The sequence below is a fragment of the Salinicola sp. MH3R3-1 genome (assembly GCF_001937155.1).
Taxonomy (GTDB): Bacteria; Pseudomonadota; Gammaproteobacteria; order Pseudomonadales; family Halomonadaceae; genus Salinicola; species Salinicola halophyticus.
The window spans coordinates 1-16,277 of sequence record NZ_MSDP01000025.1; the positions used below are offsets into that span (position 1 = coordinate 1).

12 protein-coding genes are annotated in these 16,277 nt (G+C 63.2%); 4 read left to right on the top strand and 8 right to left on the bottom strand.

Annotated features, from left to right (window positions below; all coding sequences use genetic code 11):
• Positions 1–57: 57 nt before the first annotated feature.
• Both BTW08_RS14535 and BTW08_RS19155 read right to left on the bottom strand, forming a co-directional pair.
• Complete coding sequence (locus BTW08_RS14535; protein WP_075563252.1) at positions 58–1,164, bottom strand: hybrid-cluster NAD(P)-dependent oxidoreductase; 1,107 nt, start codon at positions 1,162–1,164, stop codon at positions 58–60.
• Positions 1,165–1,377: 213 nt separating this feature from the next.
• Complete coding sequence (locus BTW08_RS19155) at positions 1,378–1,536, bottom strand: hypothetical protein (RefSeq protein WP_168170666.1); 159 nt, start codon at positions 1,534–1,536, stop codon at positions 1,378–1,380.
• Between the two features lie 73 nt (positions 1,537–1,609).
• Here BTW08_RS19155 and BTW08_RS14540 point away from each other — a divergent pair, with 73 nt between their 5' ends.
• A complete protein-coding gene (locus BTW08_RS14540; RefSeq protein ID WP_075563253.1) occupies positions 1,610–2,899 on the top strand; it encodes an aromatic ring-hydroxylating dioxygenase subunit alpha in 1,290 nt (429 codons plus the stop codon).
• Between the two features lie 111 nt (positions 2,900–3,010).
• Here BTW08_RS14540 and BTW08_RS14545 read toward each other — a convergent pair whose 3' ends face one another.
• Positions 3,011–5,230 (bottom strand): TonB-dependent siderophore receptor, encoded by a 2,220-nt coding sequence (locus tag BTW08_RS14545; protein WP_075563254.1) that lies wholly within the window; start codon positions 5,228–5,230, stop codon positions 3,011–3,013.
• A 200-nt stretch (positions 5,231–5,430) separates the two neighbouring features.
• A complete protein-coding gene (locus BTW08_RS14550; RefSeq protein ID WP_075563255.1) occupies positions 5,431–7,455 on the bottom strand; it encodes a TonB-dependent siderophore receptor in 2,025 nt (674 codons plus the stop codon).
• Between the two features lie 270 nt (positions 7,456–7,725).
• Here BTW08_RS14550 and BTW08_RS14555 point away from each other — a divergent pair, with 270 nt between their 5' ends.
• Both BTW08_RS14555 and fhuB read left to right on the top strand, forming a co-directional pair.
• Positions 7,726–8,640, top strand: a complete 915-nt coding sequence (locus BTW08_RS14555) for an ABC transporter substrate-binding protein (protein ID WP_139313672.1) — start codon at positions 7,726–7,728, stop codon at positions 8,638–8,640.
• A complete protein-coding gene (fhuB, locus tag BTW08_RS14560; protein ID WP_139313673.1) occupies positions 8,637–10,634 on the top strand; it encodes a Fe(3+)-hydroxamate ABC transporter permease FhuB in 1,998 nt (665 codons plus the stop codon). Before BTW08_RS14555 ends, fhuB begins: the two co-directional genes overlap by 4 nt.
• Before the next feature lie 166 nt (positions 10,635–10,800).
• Here the strand turns inward: fhuB and BTW08_RS14565 are convergent, their stop codons facing one another.
• On the bottom strand, positions 10,801–11,046 hold the full coding sequence (locus BTW08_RS14565; protein ID WP_075563256.1) for a hypothetical protein: 246 nt from the start codon (positions 11,044–11,046) through the stop codon (positions 10,801–10,803).
• Positions 11,047–11,204: 158 nt separating this feature from the next.
• Here BTW08_RS14565 and BTW08_RS14570 point away from each other — a divergent pair, with 158 nt between their 5' ends.
• The gene (locus BTW08_RS14570) at positions 11,205–11,840 is read left to right on the top strand and encodes a transglutaminase-like cysteine peptidase (protein WP_075563257.1); all 636 of its coding nucleotides are present in this window, start codon (positions 11,205–11,207) and stop codon (positions 11,838–11,840) included.
• Here BTW08_RS14570 and BTW08_RS14575 read toward each other — a convergent pair.
• Genes BTW08_RS14575 through BTW08_RS14585 form a run of 3 tightly spaced genes read right to left on the bottom strand, consistent with a single transcriptional unit; the run spans position 11,834 to position 16,048 of the window.
• Complete coding sequence (locus tag BTW08_RS14575) at positions 11,834–12,718, bottom strand: hypothetical protein (protein WP_075563258.1); 885 nt, start codon at positions 12,716–12,718, stop codon at positions 11,834–11,836. The two genes, BTW08_RS14570 and BTW08_RS14575, sit on opposite strands and share 7 nt — an antisense overlap.
• Positions 12,705–14,042: an electron transfer flavoprotein subunit alpha/FixB family protein gene (locus BTW08_RS14580; protein ID WP_075563259.1), complete on the bottom strand. Its 1,338-nt coding sequence runs from the start codon at positions 14,040–14,042 to the stop codon at positions 12,705–12,707. The genes BTW08_RS14575 and BTW08_RS14580 overlap by 14 nt, the downstream gene beginning before the upstream one ends.
• Positions 14,039–16,048, bottom strand: a complete 2,010-nt coding sequence (locus BTW08_RS14585; RefSeq protein ID WP_075563260.1) for a (Fe-S)-binding protein — start codon at positions 16,046–16,048, stop codon at positions 14,039–14,041. Before BTW08_RS14585 ends, BTW08_RS14580 begins: the two co-directional genes overlap by 4 nt.
• Between the last annotated feature and the right edge of the window lie 229 nt (positions 16,049–16,277).

A 16,277-nucleotide genomic window follows, 5' to 3' on the forward strand; every position in this document is an offset into this window, starting at 1 on the left:
CTCGTAGCTCGTAGCTCGTAGCTCGTAGCTCGTAGCTCGTAGCTCGTAGCTCGTAGCTCAGAAATCGATAACGACTTTGCCCCGCGGCTTCGAACAGCACGACAGGATGAATCCTTCGGCTTCGTCCTCTTCGGTGATGCCGCCGTTGTGCTCCATCTCGACCTCGCCTTCCAGCTTCATCACCCGGCAGGTGCCGCAGATCCCCATCCCGCAGGCCTTGGGAATATGCAGGCCAAGCTTGGCGGCGGCCGAATGAATGGTGTCATTCTCGCTGACGCGGATACTCTTGCCGCTCCCGGTGAACTCGACCGGGACCAGGTCGGCGGTATCCACCTCTTCGGCATCGGCTTCGGCCTGCTCGGCGAGTTCCAGCACATCCTCCTGAACGCTCAGCGGCGTCGCCCCGAAGGACTCCTGGTGATAGCGCGACATGTCGAAACCATCTTCCAACAGCACCTGACGGATCGCGTTCATGAAGGGCGCGGGGCCGCAGCAGAACACTTCTCGATCCAGGTAGTCGGCTGCCATCAGCGTCAGCATCTGACGTGTCAGGTAGCCGCGGAACCCGGACCAGGCCTGGCTGAGCTCGTCACTGCGCTCGCAGACGATATGCAGCCGGAACTCCGGCAGCCGCGAGAACATGTGCACCAGCTCGCGGTGATAGATGATGTCGTTGGGCGCCTGGGCGCAGTGGATGAACTCCAGGTCAACGGCGGCGTTGGTATCGAAAAACCAGCGCGTCATCGACATCAGCGGCGTGATACCGACGCCGCCCGAGAGCATCAGCACCTTTTCCGCCGGATGATCGATGACGTTGAAATCGCCCACCGGCCCATGCACGACCATCGGCTCACCGACCTTGAGGTTGTCGTGGAGCCAGTTGGAGACCCGGCCGCCGGGCAGGCGTTTGACGGTGATCGAGAAACTGTAGGGAATCGACGGCGAGCTCGAGATCGTATAGGACCGCATCACCGGTTGTCCGGCGATCTCCAGCTCCAGCGTGACGAACTGCCCCGGCTTGAAGAAGAACATCACCGGCTGGTCGGCCATGAAACAGAACGTCCGCACGTTCCAGGTTTCCTGAATGACCTTGACGCATCGCACCTGATGCCGGCCGTTGGTCCAGGTTTGCGTATTGACCGGATTGAAGAATTCCATCGCCACCGCGCTCGATCAGGGAAATGGCTTCGGCGAACTGATATCGCCCCGCGCCGCCGTTTCCAGTGAATGACTCTCATGAGCGGATTCTGGACACGCCCGCGCTGATCGACTTGCCCGTCAACGACACGGGCATGCCAACCGTACCCAAAGCGATGATAATCGGTCGGCGCGCACCCGCTTATCTGCTGCGCTGACGATCTCCCGATGGCGCGCGCTTCACTCGCCGGTTCCTTCGTCGATTTTCAGAGCGATGCCCGCGATTTTTACCTGTCGGTCGCCCTCGACGCGACGAATGTCGCAGGCGGACAATTTCATCGCCAGCACCTGGGCGACACTTCTCTCGAAGGACAGCTCGAAGGATGAAGTCGCCGCCACTGTCACACGTCAATGATCCGATCGCTCCCGCCGCCATGCGGAGGCGACGCTACACCCCGATGAGGATGCGTTCATGTCTGCACTTCCACGCGACAGCCTGGAGGATTCGCTCGCCGATACCCGTCAAGCCGTGGCCGACATGTTGGACCAGCGAAACCCCCACTTCTCGCTGCCACAGCCGTTCTACAATGATTCGCGTCTGTTCGCATTGGACATGCATCACGTGTTCGAAAAGCAGTGGGTGTTCGCCGGCATGAGCTGCGAGATTCCCGCCAAGGGAAATTTCTTCAAGCTGGAGATCGGCAGCAACTCGATCATCGTGGTGCGCGGTGCCGAGAACCGCATCCAGGCGTTCCATAACGTCTGCCGTCACCGCGGTTCGCGGTTGTGTCTCAAGGACAAGGGGAAGGTCGCCAAGCTGGTCTGTCCCTACCACCAGTGGACTTACGAACTGGATGGCCGATTACTGTTCGCCGGCAGCGATATGGGTACCGACTTCGACATGAGTGCCTACGGTCTCAAGCCCGTGGCGGTGAAGAGCGCGGGCGGTTTCGTGTTCATCAACCTGAGCGACGACCCGGAGCCGATCGACGACTTCCTCGTCTCGCTCGAGCACTATCTCTCGCCCTACGAGATGGACAACGTCAAGGTCGCGGTGGAGTCGAACATCGTCGAGCGCGCCAACTGGAAGCTGGTGATCGAGAACAACCGCGAGTGCTATCACTGCAACGGCGCCCACCCCGAACTGCTCAACTCGCTGATCGAATTCGACGATACCGACGATCCGCGCTCCACCGGCGAATATCGCGATCTGGTCGCCCGCAAGCAGGCCGACTGGACCGCCTGCGAAGTGCCGTGGCAGCTGGCCCGCTTCGGCAAGCGCAACCGACTCACCCGCACGCCGCTGATCGACGGCATCGTCTCCATGACCATGGACGGCAAGCCCGGCTGCAACAAGCTGATGGGCCACATGCCCAACGCCGACATGGGCTCGCTGCGCATCCTGCATCTGCCCAATTCGTGGAACCACTTCATGGGCGACCACGCCGTAGTCTTCCGCGTGCTGCCGCTGGGCCCGCAGGAGACGCTGGTCACCACCAAATGGCTGGTCCACAAGGATGCCGTCGAAGGTGTCGACTACGATCCCGAGCGGTTGCGCCAGGTCTGGGATGCCACCAATGACCAGGACCGCCGTCTAGCCGAGGAGAACCAGCTCGGCATCAACTCGCTCGCCTACCAGCCCGGCCCCTACTCGACGACCTACGAATTCGGCGTGATCGACTTCGTCGACTGGTACAGCGAGACGCTGCGAGCCAACCTCGGGGTCGATCAGCCCGCAACGCTGCAGGTCGCCGCCCGGTAACACTTACGCGGTAACCATCCTCCGGCCGACGAGCCATCCGATCAGCGATAACGAAAAAGGCGCCCCGCTTCGGGAGCGCCTTTTTCCTGTTTCGGTCCGTGTTTCTGCGTCTCAGAACTCGACCGTCGCCGACAGCTTGAGCGTCCGTGACTCGCCTTGAACCAGTGTCTGGTTGCCCGTCGTTGCGGCCGATTCCCAGTAATCCTCGTCGGTAACGTTATCCACACCCGCGCGCCAGATCAGGCTGGCCTCGTTGAGCGGCATGGTGTAGCGGAAACCCAGATCGAGACGATTCCAGGGATCGACTTCAAGGTTGTTGGCCTCGTCGACGTACTGCGAGCCGGTCCGAATGATTCGGCCGGTCGCCGTCAGCCGGTCCATGTGCGGGATATCCCACTCACCGCCCAGCACATAGCGATAGGTCGGCACGCCCGGCGCGTCGTTGCCATCGTTTTCGCCATTGGTGGTATTGCGGAGTTCCGGGTCCATGAAGGTCGCACTCGCCAATACGCGTACGCCATCCAGCGGCACGCCGTAGCCACTCAATTCGATGCCGCGGTTGCGCTGCTCGCCGTTGTAGCCGGCGGTATTGTCCTGGATGCTGACCTGCGGCTGTTCGATCTGGAACAGGCTGATGCCGCCGCCGAGCTTGCCGTAATCGAACTTGGCGCCGATCTCGTCCTGCTTGGAGCGCACGATGCCCAGTATTTCACCCGCGTTGCTGGCCAGCGCCCCCCCGATTTGCGCCGGCGCCGACTCGCCCTGCTGAAGGGCCTCGATATGATTGGCGTAAAGCGAAATGGCGGCGGTCGGCTTGTAGACGATCCCGTAGACAGGTGTCACGCGCGACTCGCTAAAACGGCTATCGCGGGCCCCCGTGTTGCCGTCGTAGTTGTTGACCTCGATCTCCTGATATCGCCCGCCCAGCGTCAGCAACACACGATCATCGAAGAAACCTAGCGTGTCCGACAGAGAAACGCCGTTGTTATAGGTACGCCCGGTCGTCGTGGGGTCGCTCAAATCGCCGCTGGGGTAGTTGGGCTCACGCACGGGAACATCGGCCGGGTCGTAGATATTGGTCGGCGCCCCGGTGAAGATGCCATCGAACGCCACGTCTTTCCGGAAGTAGACGCTGGAATAACCCAGATTCAGCTGATGCGAAACGGGGCCGGTATCCAGTTGCCCGCGCAGCCCGACCTGACTGGCGAAGGTCTCCGACTGATAAGCCGTATCGAGCTGTGAAACCGTGGCATCGCCATCGTCGTTAATGACGCTTGGCGACCCGGCCAGACTCCGTTCATGCGTGCGATTACCGCCGATGGCCGCATAGCCGGTCCAGGCGTCGCTGAAGTCATACTCACCGCGCAGCATGGCGAAATTGGTTTCCAGGCTCGCGCGATTCCAGCTCGGCGTGTAATTGCTGTCGGCATCGGGCACCGAGGGCACGGAATCACCCGTGTAGTTGGTCAGGTTCACGTTCAGCCGCCCGCCATCGATGACCGATTTCTGGTGACCGACATCCAGCGATGCCCGAGCGCGATCGCCGCGATAGTCCAGCCCAACGATCGCCGAGGTATTCTTGCGACTCTCGTCATCGATGGCCGTGTCCCCACGACCTCGATTGACGCTGGCCCGCACCCCGTACTCATTCTGGGCGCCGAAGCGACGTCCGACATCGAGCTGCGTCTCGCCGTAGCTGTCCGAGCGATACCCGGTGCCGACCCGCGTGATCGGCTCGTCGGTCGCCCGCTTGGGTTCGATGTTGACCGCGCCCCCGACACCGGTTCCCCCCGCCGGCACGCCGTTGGCGAAGGCACTCGATCCTTTGAACAGCTCGACGCGCCCCATCATGCTGGTGTTGATCAACTGGCGCGGCAGTACCCCGTAGAGCCCGCCGTAGGAAATATCGTCACCGTAGAGATCGAAGCCACGAACCTTGAACGATTCCGAGTAGTTGCCGAATCCCCTGCCGACCGTCACCGAGGCGTCGTTCTGCAGCACGTCGCCCAGCGTATCCGACTGCTGGTTCTCGATCAGCTCGCGGGTATAGCTGATGACGTTGAAAGGCACATCCATCGTGTCCTGTTCGCCCAGAACGCCGATCCGTCCGCCGGCAGCGACCTGCCCGCCCGCATAAGCCGGCGGCGGTGTATCGCCTTGCGTGAGAATCGCCTGGCTCGTGACCGTGACCGTCTCGAGAGACTGGCTCTCGCCGGAGGCGCTCTGCGCCCAGCTCGCATTGATGAAAGGCGGCGCGCCCATCGTCACCGCAACAAAAGCCAACCTGCCGAAGAGACGTCTGTTCTCGGGAGACGCGATACCTGAGTTCATTAGCCTTGGACCTATCGATATGGGGCGGGCGGAGTAAAAAGCGGGCCCATTCTATAGCGTCCCGAGATCAATATGAATAGAAACGAGAATCATTATTGAATTGCGCATGACGCCAGATGTCGCAAGCCAGGCGTCATCCAACAAAAAGCCCGGCATTGGCCGGGCTTCTATTCATGGCAGAGGTTCAGTGCAGAAATTGTTTACCAACGGTATTTCAGACTGCCGATGACGCTGCGTGACTCGCCGTAATAGCACCAGTAGTCACAACCGCTGACGTACTCTTTATCCGTCAGATTGGTGACGTTGACCTGCGCGGTCCAGTGCGAATCGATGTCGTAGCTCGCCATCGCGTCATAAACGGTATAGGCCTCCACTTGGGTATCGCTGTACTGAGGCGAGTCCACACTGGTACCGATGTAACGCGCCCCGGCACCCAGGCCCAGTCCATCCAGCGCACCCCGCGTGAAATCATAGTCCAGCCATAGCGACGCCTGATGACGCGGTATCAACCCGGCCCGGAGCTCCTTCTGGGTATCGCTGACATCCACCGTCACATCGGTGTAGGTGTACGCTGCGGTGACCTGGAGATTGTCGGTCACGTAACCCACGCCTTCCAGCTCGAAACCGCGCGAATGGCGCTCTCCACCTTGGTTACTGGAAGCGCCGCCGCTGGGAAAGAGCGTGTCGCTCTCCTTCAAGTCGAAAACAGCGGCCGTCACGTATCCATCCAGCCAATTCGGCGCGTACTTCAGCCCTAGCTCCCACTGTTTGCCTTCGCTGGGCTGGTAAGCATCTCCGTCGAGATCGTTGCCGATATTGGGTGTGAACGATTCGCTGTAGCTCAGGTACGGCGAGAGGCCGTAATCACCGAGGTACATGACGCCGCCGGTATAGGACATCTGGGTGTCGTCGTAGCTCTGATCGTCGCCGCCATCCTGCTTGTTGGTCACGTCGACGCTATCATGGCGCGCACCCGCCAGCAGAATCCAGCGATCGTACAGGCGTAACTGATCCTGGACGTAAACGCCGATCTGCTCCTTGCCCTGATCGTAGTAGGCCGAATTGCCAGGTACACCCGCGCCGCTATCCCGTGGATCAAAGATATCGATCTGGTCGTAGGCAAAGTTATCACGACTGAGATAGTCGGCATCCAGGTGCTGATAATCCAGCCCCACCAACAGCGTGTTCTCGGTGTTGTCGGTGTACCAGGTGCCGATCATGCGGTTATCGACGGTGAAAGCGTCATAGCTGCCGTCGCGGTAGGTCAGACCCCGCTGAGCGTTACGATCATCGAGCATGTACGAGGGATAAGCCGTACGCAGAAAGAGATCCAGGGACGCGAACCGTGCGTTCTGCTGAAATTTCCAGGTATCGTCGAAGGTATGTTCGAGTTCGTAGCCGACGGCAATCTGCTCATGCTCGAGCCGGTCGTTGTCGTTGTCGCCCAGGTCGGTATCACGGTCCACCTTGCCGAACGGCGTATCGTCGACGGAACCGTAAGGGAGATAGAACACGTTGGCGGGCGTGCCGTGATCGCGTTGGTAGCTGGCGAGCAGCGTCAGCGTCGTTCGATCGGAAAGATCCACCGCCAGGCTCGGCGCGAAGTAGACCCGTTCGTTATCGGTGCCGTCGAGCTCGCCATCCTGGTCCCGGAATAGACCGACGAAACGATAGCGCACGTCACCGCTGTCGGTGACAGGACCGGACGTGTCGATGCCGACCTGACGATGCCCCTTGTTGCCGGCCTGGATCTCGAACAACCCCTGCGCGTCTTCGGTCGGGCGCTTGCTGACAGCATTGATGATGCCACCGGGAGGCGCCTCACCGTAGAGAATCGACGCCGGCCCTTTCAGGAAATCGACCCGTTCTAGACCGAAAGGCTCGGTTTTCCACCACAGGTAACCCGCCTCGCGAAACAGGCGCAAGCCATCCTGATAGGTCGAATCCTCACCCGAGAACCCTCGAAAGAAAAACCAGTCCGCCTTGGCATCATTGCCATACGGCGCCGATAGCGCACCGGCGCGGTAACGCAACACATGGTCGTATCGATTGACCGCCCGCTTTTCCAGCTCCGTGTCATTGACGACGGAAGTGGCACGCGGCGTCTCCAGCAGTGGCGTATCGACCTTGAGTGCCGTTCCCGTGACCACTACCGTGTCATTGGTCACGCTGGCATCCTGCGCCGTGGCCGCCGCCGCATAGACAGACAGCAACGCACCGCTCATGGCGGCTAGAGTGTTCCCTGGTTTCATCGGATCGAATGCCCGTTGTATGACGTTGTAGGAGCCGGCAGCGAGCTGCCGGATATTGTTCTGCGGGTAATTCTAAATGACAATCAGTCTTATGTGTATTAACGATTAGCGTGCGATCACCAGCGCTGATTGATAACGATTGTCATTCGATCTACCATCATCGCCCGCAGCGACTTCCGCCGCCCGCGTTTCGAATCGGAGGGCGCCCGAGTCTTTACCGTCCGTCATCAGGAATTCGTCGCTTTGTCGCGTGCCCGCCCTTCCACCGTTCTCTCCACGATCGTCCTGATCCTGATGTCGGGATTGGCCGTCGTGTCGATGGGTGCGCAAGCTGGAGACGACTCATCGTCAGGACGAATCGCCGCCTCCAACTGGACCGTGGCAGAGACGCTGGTCGCGCTCGGTGTCGAGCCGTATGCCGTCTCCGACATTCCCAATTACGACGAATGGGTCAAGGCGCCTGCGATCCCCGAATCGACGCTGGACATGGGGCTGCGCAACGAGCCCAATCTCGAGCTACTGGCCCAGAATCCGCCGGACCTGCTGATGACCAGCGCGCTGTTTTCTCGCGACAACGCGCGTCTCGAGCGGCTGATGCCGGTCAAGGTGATCGACAACTTCTATACCGATCAGCCCTATTACGAAGCGACCCTGGCGATGACCCGCGAGGTCGCCAGCTTGACCGGTCGCCAACCCCAGGCAGAAGCCCTGATCGCCGAGACGAACCAGGTTCTGGAGCAGGCGGCGCATGACCTGGAGGATGCAGCGACGCCTCTCTATATCGTCCAGTTCAGCGATGCCCAGCACGTTCGCGTCTTCGGCCAGGGCAACATGATTGGAACCCTTTTCTCGCGCACGGCCCTGACCAATGCCTGGACCGGCCCGACCAACGCCTGGGGCTATGCCAGCATTCCGATCGATCGGCTCGCGGAGCACCCCGAGGCGCGCATCGTCATCATCAAACCCTACCCGCGCGGCGTCGGTGACGAGCTCGACAACAACCAGATCTGGCAGCACCTGCCGGCCGTGCGCGAGGGCCGCGTGAGCTACATCGACCCCGTCTGGCCCTACGGCGGATTGATCTCGTTGCAACGGTTGGCTCGTTCGCTGGTTGCGGTCAGCACTCCGAGCCCCGCGGCGACGGAAGGCCGCCCATGATGCTGCGAGCGAGAACGCCGGTCTGGTTCGCGGCCTGCTTGGCCCTGCTGGCGCTGATCCTCGGCTATATCACTCTCGAGACCCAGTTCGCCGATCTCTCGGGGCGCTGGTGGCAAGCCATCGTCGCTCCAGACGACGGGCAGATTCGCCAGATCGTGATGCACTACACCTTCGTTCCACGGCTATTGGTAGCGATGTTGGGCGGGGCGGCACTGGCGCTGGCCGGGTGTCTGATGCAGCAGGTACTGCGCAACCCCCTGGCGTCGCCGGCCACCTTGGGCGTGACCAGCGGTGCCCAGCTGGCGCTGGTGATCGCCACACTGTGGGCGCCCAGCTGGATGCTGGCCGGCAAGGAATGGATCGCGCTGCTGGGTGGCATCGTGGCGACGCTGCTGGTCTTCGCGCTCTCCTGGAAGCGCCGCCTGGCGCCGATGGTAGTGGTGCTCTCCGGGATGGTGGTCAGTCTCTATTTCAGTGCCATCAACAGTGCGCTACTGCTGTTCCATCAGGAGAGCCTGTCGGGACTGTTCATCTGGGGCTCCGGCGCGCTGTCCCAGGACAACTGGGATGACACCCGGTTTCTGATCCTGCGTCTGGCCATCGTGGTGGTATTGGCGCTGCTGCTGTTACGCCCGCTGTCACTTCTCGATCTCGAGGAGGACGGTGCCAGGAGCCTGGGGATTTCGCTGCGCAAGCTACGTTTCGCCGGTCTGGGGCTCGGCGTTTTCATGACCGCCTGCGTGGTCAGCGCTATCGGCCTGATCGGTTTCATTGGTCTGGCCGCTCCTGCCATCGCGCGGCTTTCCGGCGCGCGTACGCTACCCCAGCGCCTGGTCTGGTCGATGATCGTGGGGGCTCTGCTGCTGCTGGTGACGGATCTGGCCGTGCAACAACTGGCGCCATTCACCGCTTCACTGCTGCCGACGGGCGCCATGACGGCAGCGCTAGGGGCGCCGCTATTGCTGTGGCTGCTGCCACGACTCAAAGTCGGCGGCACGCGACCGACACCCAGCACGGGGTTGACCCTGCCTCGCGAATCGCGCCCGCAGCGGCGGCTATGGATTCTGACAGGATTGACGATCGTCGCCTGTGTGCTGGCACTCGTCGTCGGCTTCAGGCTCGACGCCCATGCGAAAGTTCCCAGCCTGGCGGGGCTCGACGATCTGACACTGATCGCCGATTGGCGTCTGCCGAGAGTGGCCACGGCTGCGGCTGCCGGGTTGATGCTGGCCCTGGCCGGCACGCTGCTGCAGCGGATGACCGGCAACCCGATGGCCAGCCCGGAAGTGCTGGGGATCAGCGCCGGCGTGGCGATCGGGGTGATCGCGCTGATGCTGCTGCCGCTGGGCATCGCCCCGCTCAGCGGCTCGGTGATGGGATTCAGCGGCGCGGTCGTCGCCTTACTAGTGTTGATCGTCTGCAATCGTCGCAGCGGTTTCGCGCCAGAGCGTCTGCTGTTGACCGGCATCGCCATCTCGTCGCTGCTGGATGCGATGCGCGCCATCGTGCTGGCCAGCGAAGATCCCCGCGCACAGCAGCTGCTTTCGTGGCTGGGCGGCTCGACCTATTACGCCAGCCTGACGTCGACCGCCTGGATCGTGGTGATCGCGCTGGTGCTCACCCTGTTGACGCTGCCGCTGCAGCGCTGGCTGACACTGCTGCCGCTGGGTGCTCCCACCGCCAAAGCGCTGGGGGTGGACGTGGATCGTAGCCGCCTGCTGCTGCTCGCGCTGGTGGCACTACTGACCGTCGCCGCAACGCTGGTGATCGGCCCGCTCTCGTTCATCGGCCTGATGGCCCCGCACATGGCCCGGCTGATGGGCTTCCACGGCGCGCGCCATCAGCTGATCGGCGCGGGGCTATTGGGCATGCTGGTGATGGTCACCGCCGACTGGCTGGGCAGGAACCTGTTCTTCCCCTATCAGTTGCCGGCAGGCCTGATCGCCGCGCTGATCGGCGGCGTCTATTTCATGTGGGGATTGCGCCGCCTCTAGGCTTTGTACGAAAACTGCCTGCGCTCGACAATACGGCGTTAAAAATCGCCTCAAAATGCTCATTTACAACCCGTAAACTCCGCTTTTTCGTTGATTTTTTCCTTGTCTAGTCATCGCTCGCCGACTTTTCGTACAAAGCCTAGCCGGATAGTTTAGGATCCGATGATCAGTCAGCGCTAAAGACCGGCAGCAGATGGCGCTCTATCGCCTCCCGGACGGATGGCAGCATCACGTCAGTGCGTTGCATTAGCTCGCGAATGGCCGGTTCCAGCCCCTCGACCCCTCTGGCGCGATGGCAGCCCGCGGCCAGCCGCGCGCAGGTTTCCGGGCAGGCCTCCTCCGGAATGCGTACGCCTAGAGACACCAGTCGTTGACGAAAATCCTCGCCATCGATGAGATCGACGATCATCATATTCCACCTCCCGCTCGACGTTGTTGGCGTTCACCACGCATCACACCGCTAAAATAAGCCTCGCAACGCCAATCTTTATCTCAAACGGTGGGACGACGTCGATACGCGAATCGTCGATCTGTCGGTTTCGAGATAATGGAAGTCACTCATGGAGCGCCATGTCTTCGTCGCACTCATTACGTTGCGTACCTCGCGAACTGGTTCGCGTCTTGGCACTGTGCCTGATCGGGCTGCATGCCGCGGCGGCGCACTCGGCGAGTTTCGTCTACTGGGACGACCCCACGGCTTCGGCCGTCACGCTCACCCGGGCGCAGTTCGTCGACAAGGCAAACGATTATCGGGGCGAAGCGAGGCTCGCTTACGTCAATCGCGTGGTCAATAACGCCGCTCGCCAGCAGTTCGAGAAAATCGATACCTGGAAGGGTTTCGACCGGTTAGCCAAAGATCAATATGGCGACTGCGAGGATTTCGCCATCGCCAAATACCAGATCCTGATCGATGCCGGCACGCCGGCGGATCGGCTCGACTTTCTCGCCGCCGATGACAAGCTGACACCGACGTACCACGCCGTGCTACGTTATCGACGAGACGACGGCAGCCATCTGATTCTGGATAATCTGACCCTGATGATGCTGCCGGAATCGCGTCGCACCGATCTGGCGCCGATCGTGACGTTCGACCGCGAGAAGGCCCGAATCTACCGCGACGGCGCATTTCACCCCGTCGATCCAGCGCGCGTCGTGCTCGGCGGCCAGCGGTTATCGGAACGGCTGCCGAAGCTGATGGATTACTGATCGTCCTGCGCGAGGAGCTTTTCCGCCCGCAGATAATCGATCAGCTTCTCGGCGGCCTCCTCCGGAGAGAGATCGGTCAGCACCTGACCACCGGTCGCGGAGGACTTGGCCGCGGCGGCCTTGAAACGATCTCGCGCATTGGTGGACTTGACCACCTTGAGACGCTTGGGCCGCACGCGGGCCGGCTGCCAGCGCCAGTCGGCGCTGCCGGTGTCGAGGCGCGATTCGTCCGCGGGCAGCAGATCGTCGACGGTCTCGATGCGTCCGCGTCGCGCCGGGCCGAATGCGCTCTGACGTGGCGCCTCGGCAGCAGCGTCCACCGCGATCAGACACGGCAGGCGGACTTCGAGGCGCCGACGCTGGCCTTGGGGCAGCGCCTGCAGCACCGTCACGCTCTCCTCGTCGCAACGTTCGATAGCGGCAACGCCGGTGGCGATCGCCCAGCCCAGCCGCTCGGCGAGCAGATATCCCACCATGCCCGAGCCCTCGCCGCACTCGGCGCGCTGGCCGGTCAAGGCCAATCTCACGCCACTGCGCTCGAGCCACGCTGCAAGCGGCGCTACCGCATCCTCGCCGGCACGCAGCGGCAGGAGCGACACCTGCCCGTCGCGTTCATCATCAGGACGCCCGCCGTCGAGGCCGTGGTACATCCCCAGATATCCTTCGAGAGACTCCCGCAGCGAAGCCTGCTCCGGGTCGCCTGCGTGCACCAGCGACAAATCGGCGCCGACCAGCGCCAGGCCCATCTCGACGGCTCGGGCATCCTCTCGCGCGCGCCCGGCGCGTCCGGAGACCGGGTGGCGGCCGCTCGATACCAGCGCCGCAGTCTTCACGCCATGAGGTCTTGTCGCTGTGGCTTGGGGTTCAGGCTGCGGCATGTTGCGACTCCTCGTCCTTCCAAGACCCGTCCGAACCGGTCTGGTCTCGCGGCTGGCCGAGACGCTCGCAGACGGCAGCGAGCACCGCGTCGCCGTCGGCGATCAGCGCCAGGTCGGCACGCTTGACCATATCGCAGCTCGGGTCGTTGTTGATCGCGATCACCCGCTGACACCTGGCGATGCCCTGCAAGTGCTGAACCGCGCCGGAGATCCCCACGGCGATGTAGCAGCTGGCGGAAACGAACGTGCCCGTCGCACCGACCTGCCGGGCGCGTGGCATGTTGCCGTCGTCCACGGCAACCCGCGAGGCGCCTTCGCTGGCCCCCAGCACGCGGGCGGCGTGATGATAGCCCTCCCAGTCGCGAACGCCGCGGCCGGCAGAGAGAATGAACGGCGCCTGGGCCAGCGGGATCTCCTGGGGGTCGACGGCGACGCGGCCACGGTCGATGACCCCGGACGCCGGCGCTTCGTTTGCTGCCGACGAGATATCCCCAGCCATCGTCGCCAGCTCGATGACCCGCGCCTCGTGGCATGTTTCGCTGACCGGTTCGGCGCACTCCGGCAGCGCCAGCATCACCCGAGGCACGTCACGCAAAATGTCCTGGCGGTCCCCCGCGCGGGAGAGCGTCTGGCCATCACTGAGCTGCCAGACCCGCGTCGCCGGACGGGCATCGACCGCGCTAGCGCCCTGACCCGCGGTCTGACTCGCGCTCTGACTCGCGTTTTGAAGAGAGAGACGCGCGGCCAGCCGCCGCCCGAGATCGCCGCCATCCGGCAACGAATCGGCGAAGATCCAGTGTTGGGGCGAGAGCGCCGCTTCTACATCGACGAGTGCGGCCAGGCGCGACACCGGGCCGTAGCCGTCACCGACCTTGGCGGAGAGATCGACGACGCGGTCCGCACCGGCGTCCTCGAAACCGGAGACACCGCTCAGGAAGGTCACCGCCGTCACCGCCAGGTCATGGCCGTCGGCGAGCTGCCGGGCGAGGCCGAACAGGTCGCGGTCGTGGTCGTTGAGCCGCCCTTCCGGCAGCTCCGGCACCACCACGACATGGCCCACCGGCTGATCGATGACGACCTGGCGCCGCCCCGGCTCCGCGCTCGTCGAGGCAGCCGCCGCCGGGCTCGCCTCCACCGCAGCGCCGCTGCGATCGATGCGCTTGAGTCCGTTGGGCCCGATCGCGCCGAGGGCATGCGGATCGATGCGGACGACGCCTTCACGACTGACCCAGCGCCACGCCGGGCGGGCAAATTCAAGATGGCGCGGATGCAGCCGGTTGCGACGGATACGTTCGGCGTGCGGGTCGAGTCGTCTGACACTCATGCCGGTTCCTCCTCGCGGCTTTGGCTTGGCGCGCTGGTAGCGTTCGTCGCCCTAACGGGCTCCACCAGCGCGTCGGCAACCAGCTCGGCCAGATCCTTGATCCGCGGGCGCGGCTCGACCACGCCCTCGAGCATCGCGGTGCATTGCGGACAGGCTACCGCGACCGTGGTCGCGCCGGTCTCGCGCACGTCCTCAATGCGCATGTCGGGGATGCGCGCGCGACCGGGTAAATCGGCGGGCACGTCGGAGAGCGCCGCCCCGCCGCCGCCGCCACAGCAGCGTGAACGGTAGCCGGAGCGCGCCATCTCAGCGACTTCCAGCCCCAGCGCGGCGAGCACCTGTCGAGGCGCGGCGAACTCGCCGTTGTAACGGCCCAGGTAACAGGGATCGTGGTAGGTGACGGTTTCAGCCTGGGCCGGAGCTGCCACGCTGATGCGGCCGGCGTCGAACAGCTCGGCGATAAAGGTCGAGTGGTGGAGCACGTGATAATTCCCGCCAAAGTCGCCGTATTCGCGGCCCAGCACGTGGAAGCTGTGCGGGTCGGCGGTGACGATGCGCTGAAAGCGATAGCGAGAGAGCGTAGCGATATTGCGCTCGGCCAGGCGCTGGAAGGTCGCTTCATCCCCCAGCCGTCGGGCCACGTCGCCGCTGTCGCGCTCTTCCTCGCCGAGCACGGCGAAATCGACGCCGCCAGCGCGCAGAATCTTGACCAGCGCGCGCAAGGTGCGCTGGTTGCGCATGTCGAAGGCGCCATCACCCAGCCACAACAGCACGTCGACGCCTGCGGGCCGATCCTGAATACGCGGGATCTCCAGATCCGCCGCCCAGTCGAGCCGCGACGCGTTGTCGAGCCCGCCGGGATTGTCCGTAGCGATCAGGTTGTCGATCGCCGCGGCGCCTTTCTCCGGCGTCTCGCCGCGCTCCAGCGTCAGGAAACGCCGCATGTCGACGATGGCGTCGACGTGCTCGATCATCATCGGGCACTCCTCGACGCAGGCGCGGCACGTCGTGCAGGCCCATAGCGTCTCGGCCTCGACCAGCCGCGGCACGATGGCCTGATTCGACGCACCATGATGGCGACCGACGTCCAATCCGGGATGACCACTACCGGCGTAACGAGCGTCCGAACCGCCGGCCATGCCCACGACCATGTCCTGGATCAGCTTTTTGGGGTTGAGCGGCTGGCCGGCGGCGTAGGCCGGGCACACCGACTGACAGCGGCCGCACTGTACGCAGGCATCGAACCCGAGCAGTTGCTGCCATTGGAAATCAGCGGGCTTCTCCACGCCGAGCACCTTCGCGGTCAGATCGAGCGGAAACAGCGCGGTGGAACGGCTGCCTCGATGAGCGTCATGACGCTCGCTCGAATTCGGATCACGATGCTGATCGTCGAAACGCTCGGGTCGGCGATGAAACGCCAGATGCAGCGAGCCGGCGAAAGCGTGTTTCATCGGCCCGCCCCAGCCCATGCCGATCAGCATCTCGGCCAGGCCCCAGGCGACCAGTGCCAGCAGGATCAGCGCCAGCACGCCGCCACCCAGCACGGTCGGCGCCACACCCACCAGCGGCAAGCTGATCAAAAACATCCCGACCGAGTACGCCAACAGGCTCTTCGACAGCCGCTGCCAAGGCCCACTGGATAGTTTTTCCGGGGGGTTGAGACGGCGGTGATTGACCGCCAGCGCACCGAGGAACATCACTGCACTTGCCGCCAGCAGTAGCCCACCGAGAATCGGGTTGCGCCACTGGAGCCCGTGGACCACCAGCGCCAGCGCCATGGCGGCGACGAAGCCCCCGGCGGTTGCCACGTGGGTGTGCGCCATCGCCTTGTCGCGGGCGACAACATGATGCAGATCGTTGAGATAGCGCTTCGGCATCAGAAAAAGGTGGGCCCACACGACCGGCGTTTGCCGCCCCTGACGCCATAGCCGTGCGCGACGCAGCGCGCCGATCACGCCCACCGCCAGCGCCGCGAAGATCAACAGCGGCAGTAAAGAATTGAGCATGGTTCGCTCCTTGGTTTAGCCGCAGGCTTCGAGCTTCGAGCTTCGAGCTTCGAGCTTCGAGCTTCGAGCTTCGAGCTTCGAGCTTCGAGCTTCGAGCTTCGAGCTTCGAGCTCAGATTGTGAACGCGGCTGGGCCGCGCAATCCCCACTGATTCTGCGAACTCATTGCTCTGTTTTTTAGCAACTAATCACCGCAGTCGGCGCTAGAGCAGTGCTCGTGGCTCGTGGCT